This window comes from Streptococcus oralis, assembly GCF_004127215.1.
GTDB classification, from domain to species: domain Bacteria; phylum Bacillota; class Bacilli; order Lactobacillales; family Streptococcaceae; genus Streptococcus; species Streptococcus oralis_BD.
This window is the reverse complement of record NZ_QEWJ01000013.1, coordinates 1-19,399: the sequence shown is the minus strand read 5'-3', so window position 1 is coordinate 19,399 and position 19,399 is coordinate 1. Positions and strand designations below refer to the sequence as shown.

The window sequence follows — 19,399 nt, the reverse complement described above, 5'->3', positions numbered from 1 at the left end:
TTCGTATTTCTTTACTTCATTCTACTACAAAATAAGAAAAATAGCAAAAATTTGCGAACGATGGCAAAACTCCTTCTTTTAATATTAAGAAAAACTGTAAAATCGAAACATTTTACAGTTTTAAAAGCAGAATATTGCATTAAAAGCGAACATTATTCTCTGTTTAAAAATTGATCTAAGTAGTATCTCAGATAACTTTTCTTCCCTGTGATTAGCGTCAGACGTCCTTCTGAACCGTAGCGAAGTTTTTCTGCCTGTTCAGAAGTTAGACCAGTCTCCGCCTCTATCTTAAAGAAATTTCCCTTTTCAGTCTTGGTAGCTGTCGCATCAATATTCGTAATAGCAGAAACAAGAACGAGCTCTTTATTGCCATCCTTGGTTGTAGTGAAACGAACAGAATCACCTACTTTTAGCCTTGCAACATCTTTTGAACTGAGATAGGCTGTGAGTTTGGTTTTCCCTTCTCGTTCCAAGGCTGGGTACAGTTGGGCTAGCAGGGTTCCTTCTGCAACCATGGTAGAATCACTGGTTTCAGGATTAAGGTGAAGCACCCCATCCTCACTTGCTGTAATTTTCCCCTTGTCCAGCAGACTTCCTTGGACTTTCTTACCCAACTCTGCCTCCAAAATTTTCTGATCCAAAAGAGTTAATTCCTGGCCGACTTTGACTAGCTGCTGAGACTTGAGGGATTCAAGTTGACTATCCAGTCCCGTTGCGTAGGCTTGTTGAGCTCCAGAACCCGCATACTGCACACGATAAGTAGCTAAACTAGACTCTAGCTGAGCAATTTGTGCATCCACCTGTGCAATAACTTGCGATTTGGTTTGCGGATCTTCTCCACCTTGGTTTTTATAGGTCTGGTAAAAAGAGTAGGCCGCATTTTGACTATCCAGTTGAGCTCCTGTTTCAATCGCCGACTTAGCTGTTTTGTAATCTCGAATTTTATCCTGCGTTTGGCTGATAAGATTGCCAATCTCGGCCTGACTCTGACTTGCTGCCGCATTTTGAGAGGAGATGCTGGCATTTTGCTGAGAAACATTACTTCTAAGACTACTAGCTTGGCTGAGATAGTCTCGAAACATCTCCTGATAACCAAACTTATCCGCCTCTGGAAATTGATCACTCCCCTCTTTCAAACTGGATTGCAAATAACCTAACTGCTTTTTTTGATCCTTTAACATCTCCAACTGATTGGCGTATGTTTCAGCTTGAACAGCTTCCGCCCCTTGCTGGTACTCAACGAGTAGATCCCCCTGCTTGACTAGTTTATTCTCTTCTAGATAATTAGCCACAATGCGTTGATTACTAGTCGACTGGATGTTGGCAATGATCCGACTAGGTTCGACAGTCGCTCTGGTAGACAAACTAATCTCCTTCTCTGCAAAGACTGCAAAGCCAAGTAAAAACACGAGCAAAAGCGTCATGGGTAAAATCACGCGACTGGAAAAATTATGGTAACGACGATGGTAAAACTCCGCGCTTTCTAAAAATTCTGGTTTCATCTTCTCCTCTTTCTAGCTATTGACCAAATGGGCGTAAAATCCACCTCGCGCAAGCAAGTCTGCATGGGTGCCTTCTTCGACAATCTTGCCCTGATCCAAGACAACAACCTTCTCTGTCCGCTCAGCAATGGTCAAGCGGTGAGCAATGAAAATCAAGGTCTTGTCTAAAGCCATGAGATTATCCACAATCCGCTTCTCTGTCAAAATATCCAGACTGCTGGTCGCCTCGTCCAATATCAGAACAGGTGCATCCGTTAAAAGAGCACGCGCCAAAGCGATTCGCTGCCGTTGCCCACCAGAAATTCCAGCCCCATCCGAAGTCAATTCTGTCTGGTAATTCAGTGGCATCTGCTCGATATCCTTCCGAATCTCGGCCAATTCAATTGCCCGTAAGATATCCTCCTGAGTCGTCCCTTCCTTAGCTCCAAGGAGAAGATTCTCCAAAATCGTTCCGTTAAAGACATAGGGCTGTTGAGGCAGATAGTTGATATACTGGCGCAAGGCTTTTTTATCAATCTGATTGAGATTGACACCACCCAGACTAATCTCTCCCTGACTTGGGTCGTAAAAATTAACCATTATCTTGGCCAAGGTGGTCTTTCCTGACCCTGAAATCCCCACAAAAGCCATCTTAGACCCTTGCGGAATGGTCAAATTGATATCCGACAAGACATCACGACCATAGCCATACTTATAGTGAACCTGCTTAAAGGTCATATCCCCCTTCATCATGCTCAAATCTTCGACTGTTTTCTTCTCCTCAAACTCCGAAGCTACCAGATAGACCTCGTTCAGACGGTTATTGGCGACTTGCGCTGTCTGAAGCTTGGTTTGCAGATTGATGATATTTTCCAAAGGATTGGTAAAGTAAACAAGCAAGGTATTATAGGTAATCAGCTGGCCCAAACTCATTTTCCCATCCATGACGAGAACTGCTCCCATCCAGAGAACACCAACATTAAGCAGGAGCTGGGCAACTTTTTTCAGAGCCTTTTGCTGGCTTTCTGCCCGACTATAGGTAAAGGATTTTTTCAGATAAGCTACAAATTCCTTATCAATCTTTTGATAGCGTGAACTTTCACTAGTCAAAGATTTAATGGTCTCAATACCGTTGATGTCCTCGATGATGGAAGAAGACAGAACTGCATTGGCTTCCATAGTGTCCCGATTCATCTTTTCAAAAGGCCTCATAAAGGCAAAGATAATCACCGTATAAATAGGAAGTGCAAGCAGACTAATGAAAAAGAGTGTCATATTTTGTGAAAACAAGACAAGCGAAATAATCAAAATCGTCGACACATCCAAAAAGATTGATAGAATGGTCGATGCCAGCGCATCGATGATACTATTGGCATCTGTAAAACGAGACACGATTTCTCCTGTCCTGCGTGTCGCAAAGAAGGACATAGGCAGGTGAAAAACATGCTTGATATAGGACAAAATCACGTCAATCGACAAGCGTTGCCCAAGGATCAGTAGGAGATACTCCTGGGCATAAGACAAGATCTGCTGGAGAATATAGACGATGACCAACCCAATAGAGATAATACCCAAGGTCGAACGCATCTGGTCTGGTACGTAACTATCAATGATAGACTGCAGATAATAAGAACCCACAATATTAATCAAGGTTACCAAGAGTGTTGCCAAAACGATATTGGCAATCAAGCCACGCTGCTTCACTAATATAGGGATAAAAGAGAGCAGACCATTCTTTTGATCCTTATGAGGCTTGTAGTCTGGACTAGGTGCCATAAAAAGAGTCACTCCTGTCCATTCTTCCGCAAAACGCTCACGTGGCAGTTTGGTCAATTTCACCCCAGGATCTGGATCTGCAATATGAATGCTATCCTTATCCTGCCCAGTCACCACATAGTAGTGGAGCAATTTTCCTTCCTTAAGCACATGGGCAACAAAAGGAAAAGTCAAATCTGGCAAGTCAAAAAGCGTCATATCCGCCTTAATTGCTCGCGTCTCAAAACCAATCTCCTCTGCCACCTTGACCAAGCCCAAAGCCGTCGTCCCATCCATGGTCGTCTTAGCTAGTTCTCGTAGATGAGCCAAGGAGTAATAACTACCATAGTAGCCAAATACCATGGCCAAGGAAGCCACGCCACAATCCATCTGATCCACCTGGGGACGATAGTGCCTTTTCCCAAATTTCATATCCATCTCCTTTTTTCTAATAATCTCTTAAAACTTTGTAAGATTATTTTAACCAAACAAGGAAGAAATAAGGGAATTATTTCTGAAAAAACAATATCCGCACCTGAACAGCACTTTTCCCTAAATAAAAATAGGTAGAACAAACGTCCTACCTAAAATATATATTTATTTCTTTTTCTTCCTAATTCTTTTGTCAATCATGTACAAAACGATAATCGAAAACAGCGGTGGTACAATATAACTCTTTTCACTCATTGTCAGCTGAAATCCCAAGGTTGCTAGCATCTTAAAGATGAAAATATTCATCAAAAATAGAAAAACAAATACTAAAAAATATCCTAAAACCTTCTTCATTTCTTTTCTTCAACTTTCCTAATTTCTACACCTATTTTATCAAAAATATATGTAAAACTCCAAATAAACACCTCAACTGCACTTTTTTTGGCAAAAACTAGGCAGAACAAGCGTCCTGCCTAGATCATTCAATTACACAGATTTCTTACCTTTCCCTCTTCTTTTGTGAATGGCGTATAAAACGATAAACGCAAACACTGGGGGTACCATATAACTATTTTCACTCATTGTTACTTGAAATCCAAGAGTTGCTAATATCCCAAAGATGAAAATATTCATCAAAAATAGGAAAATAAATACAGGAATAGATTTTAAAATCTTAGTTATTTTCGTCCTCATTGCCTTCTTTAGCCGTTATTTTCTTGATAGTATGATATTTTACCGCTATGTAAATGATTAAAAGAAGTAGGGGATAAGAGAACAAGTCTGAAACTTCCATGAAATTTACACTGTACTTTCCTGGCAATAGCTTATAGTCCATTAAAACTTGCAGGATAGGTAGTACAATGCGTACTAGTAGAAGCATCCCTAATAACATCACTTCTTTTTTAACATACAGACACCTTCCTCACTAAATGCAGATTATGGTTCATTGGTCTAACACTCCAATATTTCTCTTATACTGAAGCTACAGAAATCAGACTCATGTTGTCATCGTTTATTATCTTTTTCTTCACTTCTATAAAGTAAGATAAAGATTATCAAGAATACTGAAATCGTAGGTATATCAAAAGATTCAAACCATGTAGGTAGATGCATCTTGTTTACATCAGCTACGATTCTAATAATTAGATAAGCCATCGAGCTAAACAATACAGTGGTCTCTGGCCAAGCTTTTCCTAGTAATTGAACAACTTTCATCCCAAACTCCAATCTGATGGTCCATTAATTCCCAATCGTACTTTCTTTTGTTTTGTACTTGTATCCTACATAAAACAGACCAAGCAGAATTGGATAGGTTTCTGGATAAAACAAGGTATTGATCGGATTTTTCAAAATCAAATACGTTGCGATGTGGATAATGAGTGATACGATAAAATACCCCTCAGCAAAACCTAATAAGATTTTTTTCATGGTAGACTCCTATTTACCTGATAAGAAAGGCGGAAAAACTCCGCCATTCACATGCACAAAATCCTTTTCATTCAGATTCATCATTTATAGTTTTGATTATTTTTTGACAAATCTCTGCAAAAAATACCAAAATAGCCCGAAGCAAGCAAACCAACTAAAGTCCACTGCCAATCAAAGGATACTAATGAACCTGTACGAATCAGATGAAGCGCGAGATTCAGGCCGATTGCCAATAAAGGAAATATAGTGGCTAATTTAGGTAAGAGTGTATTGAGATTAATGTTGTGATTCATGGTTAATTTCCCTACATACTTTATCCCAAATTTTTAGCTTAACGTCTACTTCCTAGATAACGCCCATACATATAAGAAGCGACTCCTAAAATACCCCAAGCTATTGCTGTTGAAGTAGTAACAACGATGCCTCCTTCAGTAACGGATAAGTCTACTTCTGTCATGATGTCAAATTTTTCATCCAGTTTTTTCATTGTTCCATTCTCTCCTTTTTAAATAATACTAGCTAATTCAATAGCTACTCCAACCAAAAGCTCTACTATTCCTGAAGCTGATATAATAATTACTGAAAATTTTTCTGAAATCTTCGTTTATTTCTCCATTTTTTTAGTTCTTTTTTCATTGATAGTAACTAAAAGATGACTATTCAATAGTATTTCCCACGTGCTAACAATAGTTCTCTTTAAACCTTGTTTTCGCCTGAATCCAAATAACTCATCATTAAAATAAGGATTGGAATCCATAATTCTGAGCCTACATACTGATCAACCTTAAAGGTAATTACATTTAAATCACCTAGAACGCAGAGTGCTCCAAAACCGATTAAAAGCACGCCTATTAAATTTTTTCGATTTTTCATACCTAATCACTTTTTATCCAAACCTACGCTTTAAATCTTGCCCGATTAATCTACCGCCAAGGAAAATAGTCACTCCAATACCAATCGTAGCGAATGTGATCACGCCTCCATCAGTATTCATCAATTCGTCTTCTGTCAACTCTGGCCAATTATTTAAATTATTCATATTCATTTTATCCTCCTATTATCACATAAAGTATCCCCAAGCAATACCGCCAATAAGTAGGATGCCCCCTACTACCACAGCAGTAACAGAACCCCCATCCACATCCATCAACTCTTCTTCTGTAAGAGTTACAAAGCTCTGTTCCATTTTGTCAAAGTTTGTCATCTTTTTTCTCCTTTATTTCTATTTTTTAGTTTACGACTTCTAGATTTTAAACCATTTTAAAAACCAGATTGGATAAATTACTGAAATCATTTTTTCTCTCCTTCCTTTTCTTCTCACTTATCTATTCGAGAAGTGATTTAAAATGAACAGGTAAATTTCATTTATTTTAAATACCATTTGATAAACCATGGCAATAAGATTGGTAAATACATCGCGTAGTCTCCTTCCTTTTCCTCTTACCTATCTATTCGAAAAACAATTCGAAAATGAACAACTGTTTCATTTTTATTTTAAAAACCACTTGATTAACCATGGATACAAGATTGGCATGTACATAAACATTCCTCCTTTTTCTTTCTCATCTCTTTATTCGTAATTTTTACTAAAAGTTTCTCTTTTTTCTGCAAACAAAAAAACAACATGACTTGCATGTTGATTTTGGTTATATCTTACCTTTAATAATCGCTACCACATCTGCCACACTTTGAAGTTGGTCAATTTCCTCATCACTGATTTCGATACCAAATTCATCTTCTAGCGTCAAGACGAACTCCATCAAGTCCACTGAGTCTGCATCTAGATCGTCTTTCAAACTCAAGGCCTCTGTTACGACAAAGTCTTCTCCCTGTCGCTCTTGGATAATGGTTACAATACGGTCAAAAATTTCTTTTTCTGTCATCTTTTTATTCTCCTGAAAATTCACGCGCAGTTTGGGCAACTACGTCTGTTTCTAGCATGGTACGAATCTGACGAATCGTACTGTACACAGCCTTGGCATCACTTGAGCCATGGGTCTTAACAACAGGTGCTTTGACACCAAACAAGACTGCTCCTCCAACATCTGAATAGTTGAGCTGTTTTTTCAAACCTTTCAAACTATCCTTAAGGAGAAGAGCACCTAGCTTCGCTCGAAGGCCACCACCTGTAATGGCGTTTTTGAGCAAGCCCATGATCCCCATGGCTGTCCCTTCAATGGACTTGAGCACAGCGTTTCCCGTGAAACCATCTGTTACGACAACATCCGCAACGCCATTCATCAGATCACGCGCTTCCACGTTTCCGACAAAGTTCAAACTTTCATCAGCTACTAGCAAGTCGTATGTTTCCTTACGAAGCGGATCTCCCTTGCTGCTTTCTGTTCCGTTGTTGAGCAAACCAACACGTGGTTTCGAAATCCCACGAACATTTTTAGCATAAAAGGAGCCTAGAACAGCGTATTGGTGGAGGTGCTGGGCTGTGTTTTCTGCATTGGCACCGAGATCGAGCATGTCAAACCCTTTGCCATCGATAGTCGGCAAGGTAGACATGAGTCCTGGACGATCGATATTCTTGATACGACCCACAATGAAGAATCCTGCAGCCAACAAGGCACCTGTGTTCCCAGCTGAGAGGACAGCGTCTGCTTCTCCCTCCTTGACTGCCTTGGCTGCTAATACCATGCTGGCATTTTTCTTCTTACGGATAGCTTTTGTCGGCTCATCGTCTGAGTTAATTTTCTCATCCGTATGGATAATGCTGACACGCTCTGTCGCTGTTAGATATTGCTTGATTTTGCTTTCATCTCCGTAAAGTTGAATCTCAATATCTGAAAAGTCAGCTAGGGCTTGATTGACCCCCTCAACGATGGCCTGAGGTGCGTAATCGCCCCCCATGGCATCTACTGCGATTTTTTTCATTTGTCTTCCTCTTTTAGTAATTGTCCCCAGTCGGCTAGGGAATCAATAAATTTCTTTGATTTTAGGTGAATTCCTACGTACTCTTCGTAGAGTTGATCCATAAATTGGCGTAACTCTTGCTTGATTTCAGGCTTGAGCGAAATAGTCTCCAAGGTCTCAAAATCAATGGCTTGAAATTGATTGAGTAGATAAGGGATGTTGGGATTCAGATGGCAACGTTTCTCGTCCTCATGGTAATGATCTGGACAGAGGCAGGCTCCATATTTAAAAGAAAAGTCAAGGGCCTGACCAACCCGATGGCAAAAGACACACTCATTAAAATTGAGGCTGATTCCAAATCGGGTCAAGATTTGAATTTCAAAAATATTGGTCAAAACTTGATAATCTAAGCCCTCTTCCATCAACTCCAGAGTTTTTCTCAAGAAAGCAAACAAGGGAGCATCCTGCTGATTATCCTGCAAACTAACATCTGCAAGAGCTGCCACATAAGTCGCATAAGCCATGACAAAGAGGTCGCTATTGATCTTGGGAAAGGTCATCACCTCGTGATAGTCCTCAATGTAACTGAGTCCGTCATCATTGATTCGCAGGAGAAAACGAGCTAGTACCAAGGGCTGAATAACCGGAGCTAATTTAGACTGACTCGCGTGTTTGACGAAAAACATGCGCTTCCCAGCCTGCTCGGTGAAGATCTTGACCAGCTTATCATCCTCACGAAAGTTACGATTGTAGAGTACGAGACCTTGACTCGTGATAGACTGAATCATGCTTCTCTCATGTACTCCTCAAGTCGTTTCATAGCCTCTCTGATCGTTTCCATGCTGGCTGCATAAGACAGACGAACATAGCCTTCTCCGTAACGCCCAAAGGCAGCACCAGGGATAAAAGCAACAGCCTTCTTCTGAGCAAAATCCTTGAGAAAGGCAAAGGAGTCTTGATTGTAACCAGCTGGAATTTTAGCAAAGATATAGAAGGCCCCGTCTGGTTTGATAATTTCAAAACCAAGAGCAGTCATCTTCTCGATAATATAATCTCGACGCTGGATGTATTCCTTCTTCATGGGCTCAGCATCGTTTTTACCAGAGGTCAAGGCTTCTACTGCAGCATGTTGAGCCATGGTATTTGCAGCAGTAACCAAATATTGGTGACTCTTGATTAACTGAGCTGTGAAAGCTGCAGGAGCAAAGATAAAGCCTAAACGCCAACCTGTCATAGCATGAGACTTAGATAGACCATTGATAATAATAGCCTGATCTCTCAACATAGTTCCCAGAGATACATGGACTTCGCCTGTGTAAGTCAATTCTGAGTAAACCTCATCACAGACAACGAAAATCTCATACTTGCGTAAAACGTCTGCCAAAGCTTCCAACTGCTCTCGACTATAGGTAATTCCTGTCGGATTGGCTGGATAGTTGAGAATGACTGCTTTGAGCTTGTCCCCTTGCTCCAAAATAGCCTTTTCCAACATTTCAGGAGTCAAGATAAAACCATTTTCAGTTGTATCAATCTCGACAATCTCTGCCCCAACTAGATTGACAATCGGCTCATATCCTGGATAGGCAGGAGCGGGCAAGAGTACCTTGTCTCCCTCTTCCAAAATAGCCGTCAAAGTAGCAGATAAAGCCTCTGTCGCCCCAATTGTAACTAAGATTTCATTTTCAGGAGCATAGTCCAGTTGGTATTTTTCCTTAACAAAGTCACTAGCTGCCTGACGTAGAGTCAGTAGACCACTCATCCCTGTATAGTAGGATTGGTTCTGGTCAATGGCTCGCTTGGCTGCCTTCTTGACATGATCTGGCGTTGTAAAATCAGGTTCCCCCAAGGTCAAACGCAGGACCCCAGGAATTTCTGAAATAGCCTGGTCAAACTGACGAATCAAGGACACTTGAATCTTATCTAATTGTTTATTAAAGCGCTTGGTTAAGTCCATAGATACCTCCTACTTTCAAAACGTATTTCTATTATACTACAAAAGCTCCCTGACCGCAAAATCCACCTAAAACCTGCATTTTTTACTTTCTATTTTACTTTTCTTCTCGACAGGACTATAATAATAAGTGCTTATTTTCGGAGGTTTATATGTCATTTTTATCAAAAAATGGGGCAGGAATCTTGGCCTGCCTTGTCATTTCTATCGTGTCTTGGTACCTAGGAGGATTCTTTCCTGTCATCGGAGCACCTGTCTTTGCTATCTTTATAGGGATGCTCCTTCACCCTTTTCTATCACCCCACAAACAACTGGATGCTGGCTTGACCTTTAGTTCAAAAAAATTACTCCAGTATGCCGTTATCTTACTCGGTTTTGGTCTCAATATCTCGCAAGTCTTCGCGGTAGGGCAATCTTCGCTCCCTGTCATCCTGTCCACCATTTCAATAGCTTTGATTGTTGCCTATCTCTTCCAGCGCTTCTTTGCACTGGACACAAAACTGGCTACCTTGATTGGAGTAGGTTCTTCTATCTGTGGTGGCTCTGCTATTGCGGCGACAGCACCCGTTATCCATGCCAAGGAAAAAGAAGTAGCTCAAGCCATTTCCGTTATCTTTTTCTTCAATGTCTTGGCTGCGCTCATCTTTCCAACTCTAGGAACCTGGCTTCATCTATCCAATGACGGCTTCGCCCTCTTTGCAGGAACTGCGGTCAATGATACTTCTTCTGTAACGGCCACCGCCAGCTCCTGGGACAGTCTTTACCAGACCAATACCCTTGAGTCTGCAACCATTGTTAAACTCACGCGCACCTTAGCCATCATTCCCATCACTCTCTTTCTCTCCTACTGGCAAAGTCGCCAGCAAAAAAACAGCCAAGATTTCCAACTAAAAAAGGTCTTCCCACTTTTCATCCTTTATTTCATACTAGCCTCTCTCTTAACGACCCTTCTTACCTCTCTTGGTGTGTCTAGCAGCTTCTTCACCCCTCTCAAACAACTATCCAAATTCCTCATTATCATGGCCATGAGCGCCATCGGTCTCAAAACCAATCTTATCGCTATGATCAAATCCAGTGGCAAGTCCATTCTTCTTGGAGCCCTTTGCTGGATTGCCATCATCCTTACCAGTCTAGGTATGCAAGCATTGATTGGTACTTTATAACACAAAAGGTAGCCCATGGCTACCTTTTTATTGTTCAAGAATTAAACGAGTATGTTCTCTTTTAATACAGCGATTCATCACGATGTCGTTGCATCCTCCAGCACGCAAGATTTCTTCCGCTTCTAAACTTTCAAGTCCCAGCTGCGCCCAGAAAATCTTAGCATCAGCCTTGAGAAAATCACGCGCCACATCTGGTAAAAACTCGCTACGTCGGTATACATTGACAATGTCCACAGGAAAAGGAATCTCAGCTAGACTCGCATAAGTCTTCTCTCCCAAGATTTCCCCACCTGCAGCCTTGGGATTGACTGGAATGATTTTATAGCCTCTAGCCTGCATTTCCTTAGTCACTCGATTGCTAGTTGTTTCTTCACGGTCAGACAAACCCACTACCGCTAACGTTTTACTGGTCGCCAGATACTGACGGACCACACCATCGCTTGGATTGATAAATTCTTGGCTCATAGAAATCCTCCTTTTCCATCAGTATAGCATATTATGAAAGGGTTTGCAGATTTTGACTACAAAAATCTTCCAGCAAGAAAAGAAACCTGCTAGGAGGACTATCTATCTTAAGTGAAGGATTAAATCTTTTTCTCAATACAAAATAGAGGAGAAAGAGGGCGTTTTTCGTGGATGCGAACGATGGCATCTCCTAAGAGGTGGGCAATCGAGATTTGTTCAATCTTATCAATCAAGCGCTCTTCTGGTAGATAGATGGTATCCAAAACAACCAATTTTTTAATAGCTGATTTTTGGATATTGTCCATAGCTGGCCCCGAAAGAACTGGGTGCGTACAACTTGCGTAAACTTCAACGGCACCTGCTTCAGCAAGAGCATCCGCCGCATGACAAATCGTTCCAGCCGTATCAATCATATCATCAATCAAGATACAAGTCTTACCTTCTACCTTACCAATGATGTTCATCACTTCACTGGTATTCATCTTATCTACACTACGGCGTTTGTCAATAATCGCAATCGGAGTTTTCAAAAACTCTGCCAATTTACGAGCACGAGTCACCCCACCATGGTCTGGACTGACAACCACATAGTCAGAACCAACCATCCCACGACGTTCAAAATAGTCCGCGATCAGTGGAGCACCCATCAAGTGATCAACTGGAATATCAAAGAATCCCTGAATCTGTGCCGCATGCAAATCAATCGTCAACAAACGATCTACCCCAGCAACTTCTAGCATGTTTGCAACGAGTTTTGCAGTAATTGGCTCACGCGCTCGCGCTTTTCTATCCTGACGTGCATAGCCATAGTAAGGCATAACAACATTGACAGATTCTGCACTAGCACGCTTCAATGCGTCCACCATAATCAAAATTTCAAGTAGATTATCATTTACAGGTGAACTCGTTGATTGTAGGATAAAGACGTGTTTCCCACGGATTGATTCTTCGATATTGACCTGAATCTCCCCATCTGAAAATTGGCGAACAGTCGATTTCCCCAACTCTATCCCAATCTCTTGCGCCACACGCTCTGCCAATTCTCTATTAGAAGAAAGGGCAAACAGCTTTAAATCAGAAAAAGACATGATTTCCTCCGGTATTTATGTATCACTTGTTTTGTCACAACATTTTCCATTTACCATTGTAGCGCTTTTTCCTTTATTTTTCAATCAAAAATAAAACAAGAGCAAACATTTATACCCTTGTTTTATATTATTTTATATTAGCTATATTAAAACTAAAAATCCTACATTTTAACAATCGTTTTTATGCTAGGATGAGATTTTTTCGAGACAAAGTTAGTATACTTCTCTCATACTTCCTGTATCCACATCATAGACAGCACCTGAAATAACCACATCATCAGGAATCAGTGGAGATTCTCGAAGCAACTGCATATCCTCTCTCACACTCTCTTCAACATCCTGAAATGGTAAAAAATCTTGATCAGACACATCAACCCCGAGCTCGTTTTTCAAATGTTCATGAAAACTTTCATTTTGAAAGGTTTGAGCTCCACAGTCTGTATGGTGAAGCACCACGATTTCTCTTGTCCCCATTTGTTGCTGGGAAATCACCAGTGAACGAATCATGTCCTCAGTTACTCGACCACCCGCATTCCGCAAGATATGAGCATCCCCAAGGGCCAAACCTAGAGCTTGCGCAACGTGCAAACGTGAATCCATGCAGGTCACAATGGCTACTCTAGTTTTGGGTTTAAGTGGCAGATTTAACTGCCCATGTAGGGCAACATAAGCCTGATTGGCTTTCATAAACTGTTCAAAATACGACACGATTCCCTCCTCAAAAATTTGATAATCAAATATTTCTCCTATCTTATCATTTTTAAGAGAATTTGTCACGGATTATGCAAAGACCTTTTTCAAAACTTCCTGAATGGTCGTCACTCCGATTACCTGGATTTCCTTGGGTGGAGTGATTCCTGTCAAGGAATTCTTGGGTACATAAATCTTAGTAAAGCCCAGTTTTGCCGCTTCATTGATGCGCTGCTCGATACGATTGACACGTCGAATCTCTCCGGTCAAGCCTAACTCTCCTACAAAGCATTCTTGAGGATTGGTTGGCTTATCCTTGTAGCTCGAAGCAATGGCAACCGCAACAGCCAAGTCAATCGCAGGTTCATCCAATTTCACGCCACCAGCAGATTTGAGATAGGCATCCTGATTTTGCAAGAGAAGTCCTGCCCGCTTTTCCAAAACAGCCATAATCAAACTAGCACGATTGAAGTCAAGCCCTGTCGTCGTACGCTTGGCATTTCCAAACATGGTTGGTGTCACCAAGGCTTGAACCTCCGCCAAAATCGGACGTGTCCCTTCCATGGTTACCACGATGGATGAACCAGTCGCCCCATCCAAACGCTCTTCTAGGAAAACTTGACTCGGATTGAGCACCTCAACCAAGCCGCCTGACTGCATCTCAAAAATCCCAATCTCATTAGTGGAGCCAAAACGGTTTTTGACTGCTCTCAAGATACGAAAGGTATGGTGACGTTCCCCTTCAAAGTAAAGTACTGTATCTACCATATGTTCCAACATACGAGGACCTGCCAAGGTCCCTTCCTTGGTCACATGCCCTACGATAAAGATAGCAATGTTATTAGTCTTAGCTAACTGCATAAGTTCAGCTGTCACCTCACGTACCTGAGAAACAGACCCCTGCACCCCTGAAATCTCAGGAGACATAATAGTCTGAATGGAGTCGATAATGAGAAAGTCTGGTTGGATGCGCTCCACCTCTGCACGAACACTCTGCATATTGGTCTCTGCGTAGAGATAAAACTCGCTATCAATATCCCCCAAGCGCTCTGCACGGAGTTTAATCTGCTGGGCAGACTCCTCCCCACTGACATAGAGAACCGTACCCACTTGAGACAGCTGGGTTGAAACTTGTAGGAGAAGGGTTGATTTCCCGATTCCAGGATCCCCACCTATGAGTACGAGACTTCCTGGTACCACTCCGCCTCCAAGTACACGGTTGAATTCCTCCATCTCCGTCTTAGTTCGATTGACATTGATGGAAGTCACCTCAGCCAGTTTCATAGGCTTGGTTTTCTCACCTGTCAAGGACACACGCGCATTTTTGACCTCGGCAACCTCGATTTCTTCTATAAAAGAAGACCAAGACCCACAGTTGGGACAACGTCCTAGATACTTAGGTGAATTATATTCACAATTTTGACACACAAATGTCGCTTTTTTCTTTGCGATGATAAACCTCTTTCTAAATCTCTACCTCACACTCAATCACTTGACAAAAATCAATCTTCTCGTCTGGTACAAATTGGCGCATGAGCATTCGATGAGCGACAACTACCACAGTCTGATGATCTCGATACTTAGCCATAGATTCGAGAAAGCGAGCTCTCATCTCCTCAGCTGTCTCATATTGAATAGGATTATTAGGAAGCAACTCCCCCTTGTTTTCTAAAAACAGGCATCTAGCTCTTTCAAAGTTTTCTATCCCGGTTTCATAGACTTGCCATTCATGCAATAAAGGCTCTACTCTTAAAGGAAGACCCGTAGCACCAGTTACATAAGAAGCCGTTTCTAAAGCCCTTGTCACTGCTGAAGTTACTAGCAAATCAGCTGATTGTAGCAAGGGATTTTCGCAAAGTTCCTGAGCTTGTTGCCGTCCTTCCTTAGATAAAGGGGCTAAATCCATCCCAAAACCTGTATAAGAACGTTCCTCTAATTCATGATAATCTGGCTCCCCATGACGCACAAAGATAATCTTCATCCTAGTGCCCTGTCGAACCAAACCCACCTGTCCGCACTCCGTCTGCCTCATCTCCGTCTGCAATTAAGAAAGGTGCAAAGACAGCCTGAACCACACGTTCCCCAACTTCAAGAACCACTTCCTGATCAGTAATGTTTTTCATCTGCGCAAAGATATGTCCCTCATTTCCAGGATTTCCATAATAATCCCCATCAATGACCCCAACTGAGTTAATCAAGACCAAGCCCTTCTTACGAGGGTTTGATGAACGGTCATAAAGATAAAGCACTTCTGTCGGCTGCATATAGGCCTTAACACCAGTCGGAACGAGAACAATCTCTCCTGGAGCAATCACAGTGCGTTCCGCAACCTTTAAATCATAACCAGCCGCATGCGCTGTCTCACGCTTCGGCAATAAATTTTCATCTGTAAAACTTGAAACCAATTCAAAACCACGAATTTTCATATTTTCTCTTTTCTGTTATCACTTATTCTAGATTATTCTATCTTATTTATTCGGAAAAAGCACGAAAAAAGAGCACACAATTCACATCGCTTAGGGCTGCTGGATTCCTCCCCTGACCCGCTTCACGCAGAACTGTTGCTCCACTATTTATTATACCACATTCCACTCTATTTTGAAAGAGAAATTATTTTTTCCGTCGATTTCGGAAAAAGTCCTGCATAATACCTGCGCACTCACTCTCCAAAACTCCCGTTTCGACCTTTACACGATGATTGAGGCGCTCATCTGTCAAAATATCGTACAAACTTCCAGCTGCACCAAATTTCTGATTCTTAGCCCCATAGACTACGTTTGGAATACGGGCAAGTCCGATTGCCCCACTACACATCACACAGGGCTCTATAGTCACAAAAAGGGTGCAATCTAGTAAACGCCAGCTCTCTTCACTCAGATTAGCATTCTCTATAGCCATGATTTCTGCATGCATAACCGCCCGTTGCAACTCCTCGCGCGCATTATGCCCCCTACCAATGATTTCTCTATCCTTGACAATTACACATCCGATAGGAATTTCATCATGCTCTAAGGCAATTTCTGCCTCCTTCAAGGCTTCTCTCATGAAGCTTTCTTTTTCTTCAACTGTATAACTCATCAATTTTTCCTTTTCCTACTTGTCGATTCTATTATTATATCATGATTCCCAAGACAAAAAAAGTCACCCAATGGGGTGACTTAATAGGGAGATTATTATGAAAAAGAAAAGTTTAGGATATTTGTTACAACAAGTTAGGAGGTCTTCTTGTAACTGTCTATAGTATACCCGACCTATCTTAAACTAATCTTAAAAATTTCCTATGACCAAACACTTTCTAAAATATTAGTTTGTTCACGATCAGGACCTACTGAAAAAGTAGAAATACGAACACCAACCAACTCGCTAACACGACGAACATAGTTACGCGCATTTTCAGGAAGATTTTCCAAATTACGGACTCCAGTGATGTCTTCTGACCAACCTGGCAACTCTTCGTAGATAGGTTTGCAACGTTTCAACTGTTCAAGACTAGCTGGATAGTAGTCGATACGTTGTCCATCAAGATCATAGGCCACACAGATTTTCACTGTATCCAAACCACTCAAAACATCAATAGAGTTCAATGAAAGATTGGTAATACCAGATACACGACGACTATGGCGCATCACAACTGAGTCAAACCAACCCACACGACGTGGACGGCCAGTTGTTGTACCGTATTCATGACCTACTTCACGAATGCGATCTCCCACTTCATCAAACAATTCAGTTGGGAAAGGTCCGTCCCCTACACGGCTCGTATAGGCTTTACATACACCTACAACCTTGTCAATCTTACTTGGACCAACCCCAGAACCGATTGTCACACCACCAGCGACAGGATTTGATGAAGTAACAAATGGATAAGTACCTTGGTCAATGTCCAACATAACACCTTGCGCACCTTCAAAAAGCACACGTTTGCCATTATCAAGCGCATCGTTCAAGATAACGGACGTATCTGTCACATACTGCTTGATTTGTTGGCCATACTCATAGTACTCTTCAAAAATATCATCAATTGAAATAGGGGTACTGTCATACAATTTTTCAAACAGACGATTCTTTTCTGCAAGATTGCGTTCCAAGCGTTCACGGAAAATATCCTTATCCAAAAGATCAGCAATACGAATTCCAACACGAGCAGCCTTATCCATATAAGCTGGGCCAATACCCTTGATAGTAGTCCCGATTTTATTATCGCCCTTAGCTTCTTCTTGCAAACGATCCAACTCGATATGGTAAGGCAAAATGACATGGGCACGATCAGAAATACGCAAATTATCAGTTGTCACACCTTCCTCATGAAGATAGCTCAACTCTTTCACAAGAGATTTAGGATTTACAACCATTCCATTCCCAATAACAGAGATTTTTTCAGGGAAGAAAATCCCAGATGGAATCAAGTGCAATTTAAATTTTTTGCCATCAATCACAATTGTGTGACCAGCATTATCACCACCTTGATAACGAGCAATCACTTCTGCATTAGCTGAAAGAAAATCTGTAATTTTCCCTTTACCTTCATCACCCCACTGGGTACCAACAACAACAACTGAAGTCATAATAACATTCGTCTGAGCTACCAGGAGCTCGTCCTTTCTCATATACATGGCAGGAATTTCACCCGCAATTATATCTTACAATTTATTATAAGAAAAAAACACTATTTTATCAAGAAGAAACAATAGAAAAGATTTGGAATTTCTGTAAATTATAAAATTCAAAACCACATATTTTAAATAAAATCCTTAAATTCACAAATTCAATGTTCCTTATTGTTCGTGATAAATGATATATATGATCCTCACTAGTTTAGGATAGCACCTTCTAGAAAGAATTTATCAAGATACAAGCGATAGGCCGTCTGAAAATGATATAAATTAAAGTCTTTAACACTTGTAATTCTAAATCTTATCAAGTAATAAAGTAAAAAACGAAGATGAAGTGATTCCCACTCAGCACGACTCTGACCTAAAGAAGCATATTCTTGTTCAACAAGTTTCAAAAAGACAAATGCTCGATCATAAAATTTTTGAAGCATATAAAAAATCCCTTTCTTATTATTAACACTAGTCTAACAAAAATAAAAACTAAAAAAGCTTTAAATCCTATAAAAGCAGAATTTAAAGCTAAACGAACTGAAAATAAAATAAAATAAAGAGGCATTTATAGATGCAAAAATTAAGTTTTGAATTTTGAGAAGTCTACTTCATTTATAAAATCAGAACCACCCTCTAATGGGTAGTATGCACTAGGGATATAAGCCTAAATTATCAGCCAGCGCCAAAAGATCCTCGCTTTTACATTGTTCAAGACTTATTGCTCTTGACTCGTCACTTACCTCTCAAAGAGGCTTGAGTGTTACTTACCACTATACCTAAAGGGATCCTCATATTCTTTTACACTCTATTTATCTAGTGCAGTATCATACTTTTCCTGCTCTTGAATATATTTCTTAATTGTGGCTCCATTAAGTTCTACTGTACTCACGTAGTAACCTTTCACCTAAGAATGCCGATTCCCAAACTTATACTTGAGGTTGGTGTGTCTATCAAACATCATGAGTGCACTTTTACCTTTTAAATAACCCATGAAACTTACAACGTTAATTCTAGGTGGAATACTTACTAACATATGTACATGGTCTGGCATTAAGCGACCTTCAATAATCTTAACACCTTGCCACTTTGTGTGCGATAAACTATGAGCCTTTTGTGCCATATTTTTCTCCTTTCGCTTTACAATTGGCTTGAACACCTTTATTGTTTCGCGCTTGGAGTTTTTTGGTATAATCTTCGACGCGCACCTCACGGAGCGAGACGGACTAATAATCACATAACTAAAACAAAAAAAAACACCAATGGTGTTCTTTTTTCTAACTCCGCCAGTAGGACTCGAACCTACGACATCATGATTAACAGTCATGCGCTACTACCAACTGAGCTATGGCGGATAAAAGCTAAGCGACTTCCATATCTCACAGGGGGCAACCCCCAACTACTTCCGGCGTTCTAGGGCTTAACTGCTGTGTTCGGCATGGGTACAGGTGTATCTCCTAGGCTATCGTCACTTAACTCTGAGTAA

At 40.9% G+C, this 19,399-nt stretch carries 24 protein-coding genes, 1 tRNA gene, 1 rRNA gene, 1 other RNA gene and 1 pseudogene; 1 reads left to right on the top strand and 27 read right to left on the bottom strand.

Annotation, left to right across the window (positions count from 1 at the left end):
• Positions 1-152 precede the first annotated feature (152 nt).
• From comB to DF216_RS09130, 14 genes are all read right to left on the bottom strand, one after another.
• Positions 153-1,502, bottom strand: coding sequence for a competence pheromone export protein ComB (comB, locus tag DF216_RS09195; RefSeq protein WP_125828028.1), 1,350 nt, complete (start codon positions 1,500-1,502; stop codon positions 153-155).
• 12 nt (positions 1,503-1,514) lie between these two features.
• Positions 1,515-3,668 (bottom strand): peptide cleavage/export ABC transporter ComA, encoded by a 2,154-nt coding sequence (comA, locus tag DF216_RS09190; protein ID WP_129326650.1) that lies wholly within the window; start codon positions 3,666-3,668, stop codon positions 1,515-1,517.
• Between the two features lie 165 nt (positions 3,669-3,833).
• A complete protein-coding gene (locus tag DF216_RS11000; protein ID WP_084972030.1) occupies positions 3,834-4,022 on the bottom strand; it encodes a hypothetical protein in 189 nt (62 codons plus the stop codon).
• Between the two features lie 132 nt (positions 4,023-4,154).
• Complete coding sequence (locus DF216_RS10995) at positions 4,155-4,361, bottom strand: hypothetical protein (RefSeq protein WP_440862133.1); 207 nt, start codon at positions 4,359-4,361, stop codon at positions 4,155-4,157.
• Between the two features lie 546 nt (positions 4,362-4,907).
• Positions 4,908-5,096, bottom strand: coding sequence for a hypothetical protein (locus tag DF216_RS09165; protein WP_129326647.1), 189 nt, complete (start codon positions 5,094-5,096; stop codon positions 4,908-4,910).
• A gap of 80 nt (positions 5,097-5,176) precedes the next feature.
• Positions 5,177-5,389 (bottom strand): bacteriocin immunity protein, encoded by a 213-nt coding sequence (locus tag DF216_RS09160; RefSeq protein ID WP_129326646.1) that lies wholly within the window; start codon positions 5,387-5,389, stop codon positions 5,177-5,179.
• A gap of 38 nt (positions 5,390-5,427) precedes the next feature.
• Positions 5,428-5,583, bottom strand: coding sequence for a hypothetical protein (locus DF216_RS10845; protein ID WP_164979033.1), 156 nt, complete (start codon positions 5,581-5,583; stop codon positions 5,428-5,430).
• 209 nt (positions 5,584-5,792) lie between these two features.
• A complete protein-coding gene (locus DF216_RS10840; RefSeq protein WP_164497054.1) occupies positions 5,793-5,969 on the bottom strand; it encodes a hypothetical protein in 177 nt (58 codons plus the stop codon).
• Between the two features lie 13 nt (positions 5,970-5,982).
• Positions 5,983-6,141, bottom strand: a complete 159-nt coding sequence (locus tag DF216_RS09155) for a class IIb bacteriocin, lactobin A/cerein 7B family (protein ID WP_001056955.1) — start codon at positions 6,139-6,141, stop codon at positions 5,983-5,985.
• A gap of 15 nt (positions 6,142-6,156) precedes the next feature.
• Positions 6,157-6,300 (bottom strand): class IIb bacteriocin, lactobin A/cerein 7B family, encoded by a 144-nt coding sequence (locus tag DF216_RS09150; protein WP_084972024.1) that lies wholly within the window; start codon positions 6,298-6,300, stop codon positions 6,157-6,159.
• 442 nt (positions 6,301-6,742) lie between these two features.
• Complete coding sequence (locus DF216_RS09145; protein ID WP_125450545.1) at positions 6,743-6,979, bottom strand: acyl carrier protein; 237 nt, start codon at positions 6,977-6,979, stop codon at positions 6,743-6,745.
• Between the two features lie 4 nt (positions 6,980-6,983).
• The gene (plsX, locus tag DF216_RS09140; RefSeq protein WP_125450546.1) at positions 6,984-7,976 is read right to left on the bottom strand and encodes a phosphate acyltransferase PlsX; all 993 of its coding nucleotides are present in this window, start codon (positions 7,974-7,976) and stop codon (positions 6,984-6,986) included.
• The gene (gene recO, locus DF216_RS09135; protein WP_129326645.1) at positions 7,973-8,743 is read right to left on the bottom strand and encodes a DNA repair protein RecO; all 771 of its coding nucleotides are present in this window, start codon (positions 8,741-8,743) and stop codon (positions 7,973-7,975) included. Before recO ends, plsX begins: the two co-directional genes overlap by 4 nt.
• Positions 8,740-9,909 carry a pyridoxal phosphate-dependent aminotransferase gene (locus tag DF216_RS09130; protein ID WP_129326644.1) on the bottom strand — a complete coding sequence of 390 codons (1,170 nt, stop codon included), beginning with the start codon at positions 9,907-9,909 and terminating at the stop codon, positions 8,740-8,742. Before DF216_RS09130 ends, recO begins: the two co-directional genes overlap by 4 nt.
• Before the next feature lie 149 nt (positions 9,910-10,058).
• On the opposite strand from DF216_RS09130, the gene DF216_RS09125 reads away from it, so the two are divergent.
• Positions 10,059-11,069: a YeiH family protein gene (locus DF216_RS09125; protein WP_129326643.1), complete on the top strand. Its 1,011-nt coding sequence runs from the start codon at positions 10,059-10,061 to the stop codon at positions 11,067-11,069.
• Between the two features lie 27 nt (positions 11,070-11,096).
• Here the strand turns inward: DF216_RS09125 and DF216_RS09120 are convergent, their stop codons facing one another.
• The 13 genes and pseudogenes from DF216_RS09120 to rrf form a co-directional block, all read right to left on the bottom strand.
• Positions 11,097-11,534 (bottom strand): CoA-binding protein, encoded by a 438-nt coding sequence (locus DF216_RS09120; RefSeq protein ID WP_129326642.1) that lies wholly within the window; start codon positions 11,532-11,534, stop codon positions 11,097-11,099.
• A 119-nt stretch (positions 11,535-11,653) separates the two neighbouring features.
• Positions 11,654-12,622 carry a ribose-phosphate diphosphokinase gene (locus DF216_RS09115; protein ID WP_000010177.1) on the bottom strand — a complete coding sequence of 323 codons (969 nt, stop codon included), beginning with the start codon at positions 12,620-12,622 and terminating at the stop codon, positions 11,654-11,656.
• A gap of 213 nt (positions 12,623-12,835) precedes the next feature.
• On the bottom strand, positions 12,836-13,330 hold the full coding sequence (locus DF216_RS09110) for a beta-class carbonic anhydrase (protein ID WP_164979032.1): 495 nt from the start codon (positions 13,328-13,330) through the stop codon (positions 12,836-12,838).
• Positions 13,331-13,402: 72 nt separating this feature from the next.
• The gene (gene radA / locus DF216_RS09105) at positions 13,403-14,764 is read right to left on the bottom strand and encodes a DNA repair protein RadA (RefSeq protein ID WP_129326640.1); all 1,362 of its coding nucleotides are present in this window, start codon (positions 14,762-14,764) and stop codon (positions 13,403-13,405) included.
• A gap of 13 nt (positions 14,765-14,777) precedes the next feature.
• Entirely contained in the window at positions 14,778-15,293 is a 516-nt protein-coding gene (locus DF216_RS09100) for a histidine phosphatase family protein (RefSeq protein ID WP_129326639.1), read from the bottom strand.
• A gap of 1 nt (position 15,294) precedes the next feature.
• The gene (locus tag DF216_RS09095) at positions 15,295-15,738 is read right to left on the bottom strand and encodes a dUTP diphosphatase (RefSeq protein WP_000701981.1); all 444 of its coding nucleotides are present in this window, start codon (positions 15,736-15,738) and stop codon (positions 15,295-15,297) included.
• Between the two features lie 58 nt (positions 15,739-15,796).
• Positions 15,797-15,890, bottom strand: an RNA gene (ffs, locus tag DF216_RS09090) — signal recognition particle sRNA small type.
• 32 nt (positions 15,891-15,922) lie between these two features.
• Positions 15,923-16,390, bottom strand: coding sequence for a tRNA adenosine(34) deaminase TadA (gene tadA / locus DF216_RS09085; RefSeq protein ID WP_129326638.1), 468 nt, complete (start codon positions 16,388-16,390; stop codon positions 15,923-15,925).
• A gap of 200 nt (positions 16,391-16,590) precedes the next feature.
• Positions 16,591-17,877, bottom strand: coding sequence for an adenylosuccinate synthase (locus DF216_RS09080; protein ID WP_125450558.1), 1,287 nt, complete (start codon positions 17,875-17,877; stop codon positions 16,591-16,593).
• 245 nt (positions 17,878-18,122) lie between these two features.
• Positions 18,123-18,356, bottom strand: a complete 234-nt coding sequence (gene comW / locus DF216_RS10985) for a sigma(X)-activator ComW (protein WP_061454255.1) — start codon at positions 18,354-18,356, stop codon at positions 18,123-18,125.
• A 365-nt stretch (positions 18,357-18,721) separates the two neighbouring features.
• A pseudogene (gene tnpA / locus DF216_RS09065) lies at positions 18,722-19,036 on the bottom strand (IS200/IS605 family transposase).
• Positions 19,037-19,194: 158 nt separating this feature from the next.
• Positions 19,195-19,268 (bottom strand) — tRNA-Asn (locus tag DF216_RS09060).
• A 5-nt stretch (positions 19,269-19,273) separates the two neighbouring features.
• Positions 19,274-19,389: ribosomal RNA gene (gene rrf, locus DF216_RS09055) — 5S ribosomal RNA — on the bottom strand.
• Positions 19,390-19,399 lie beyond the last annotated feature (10 nt).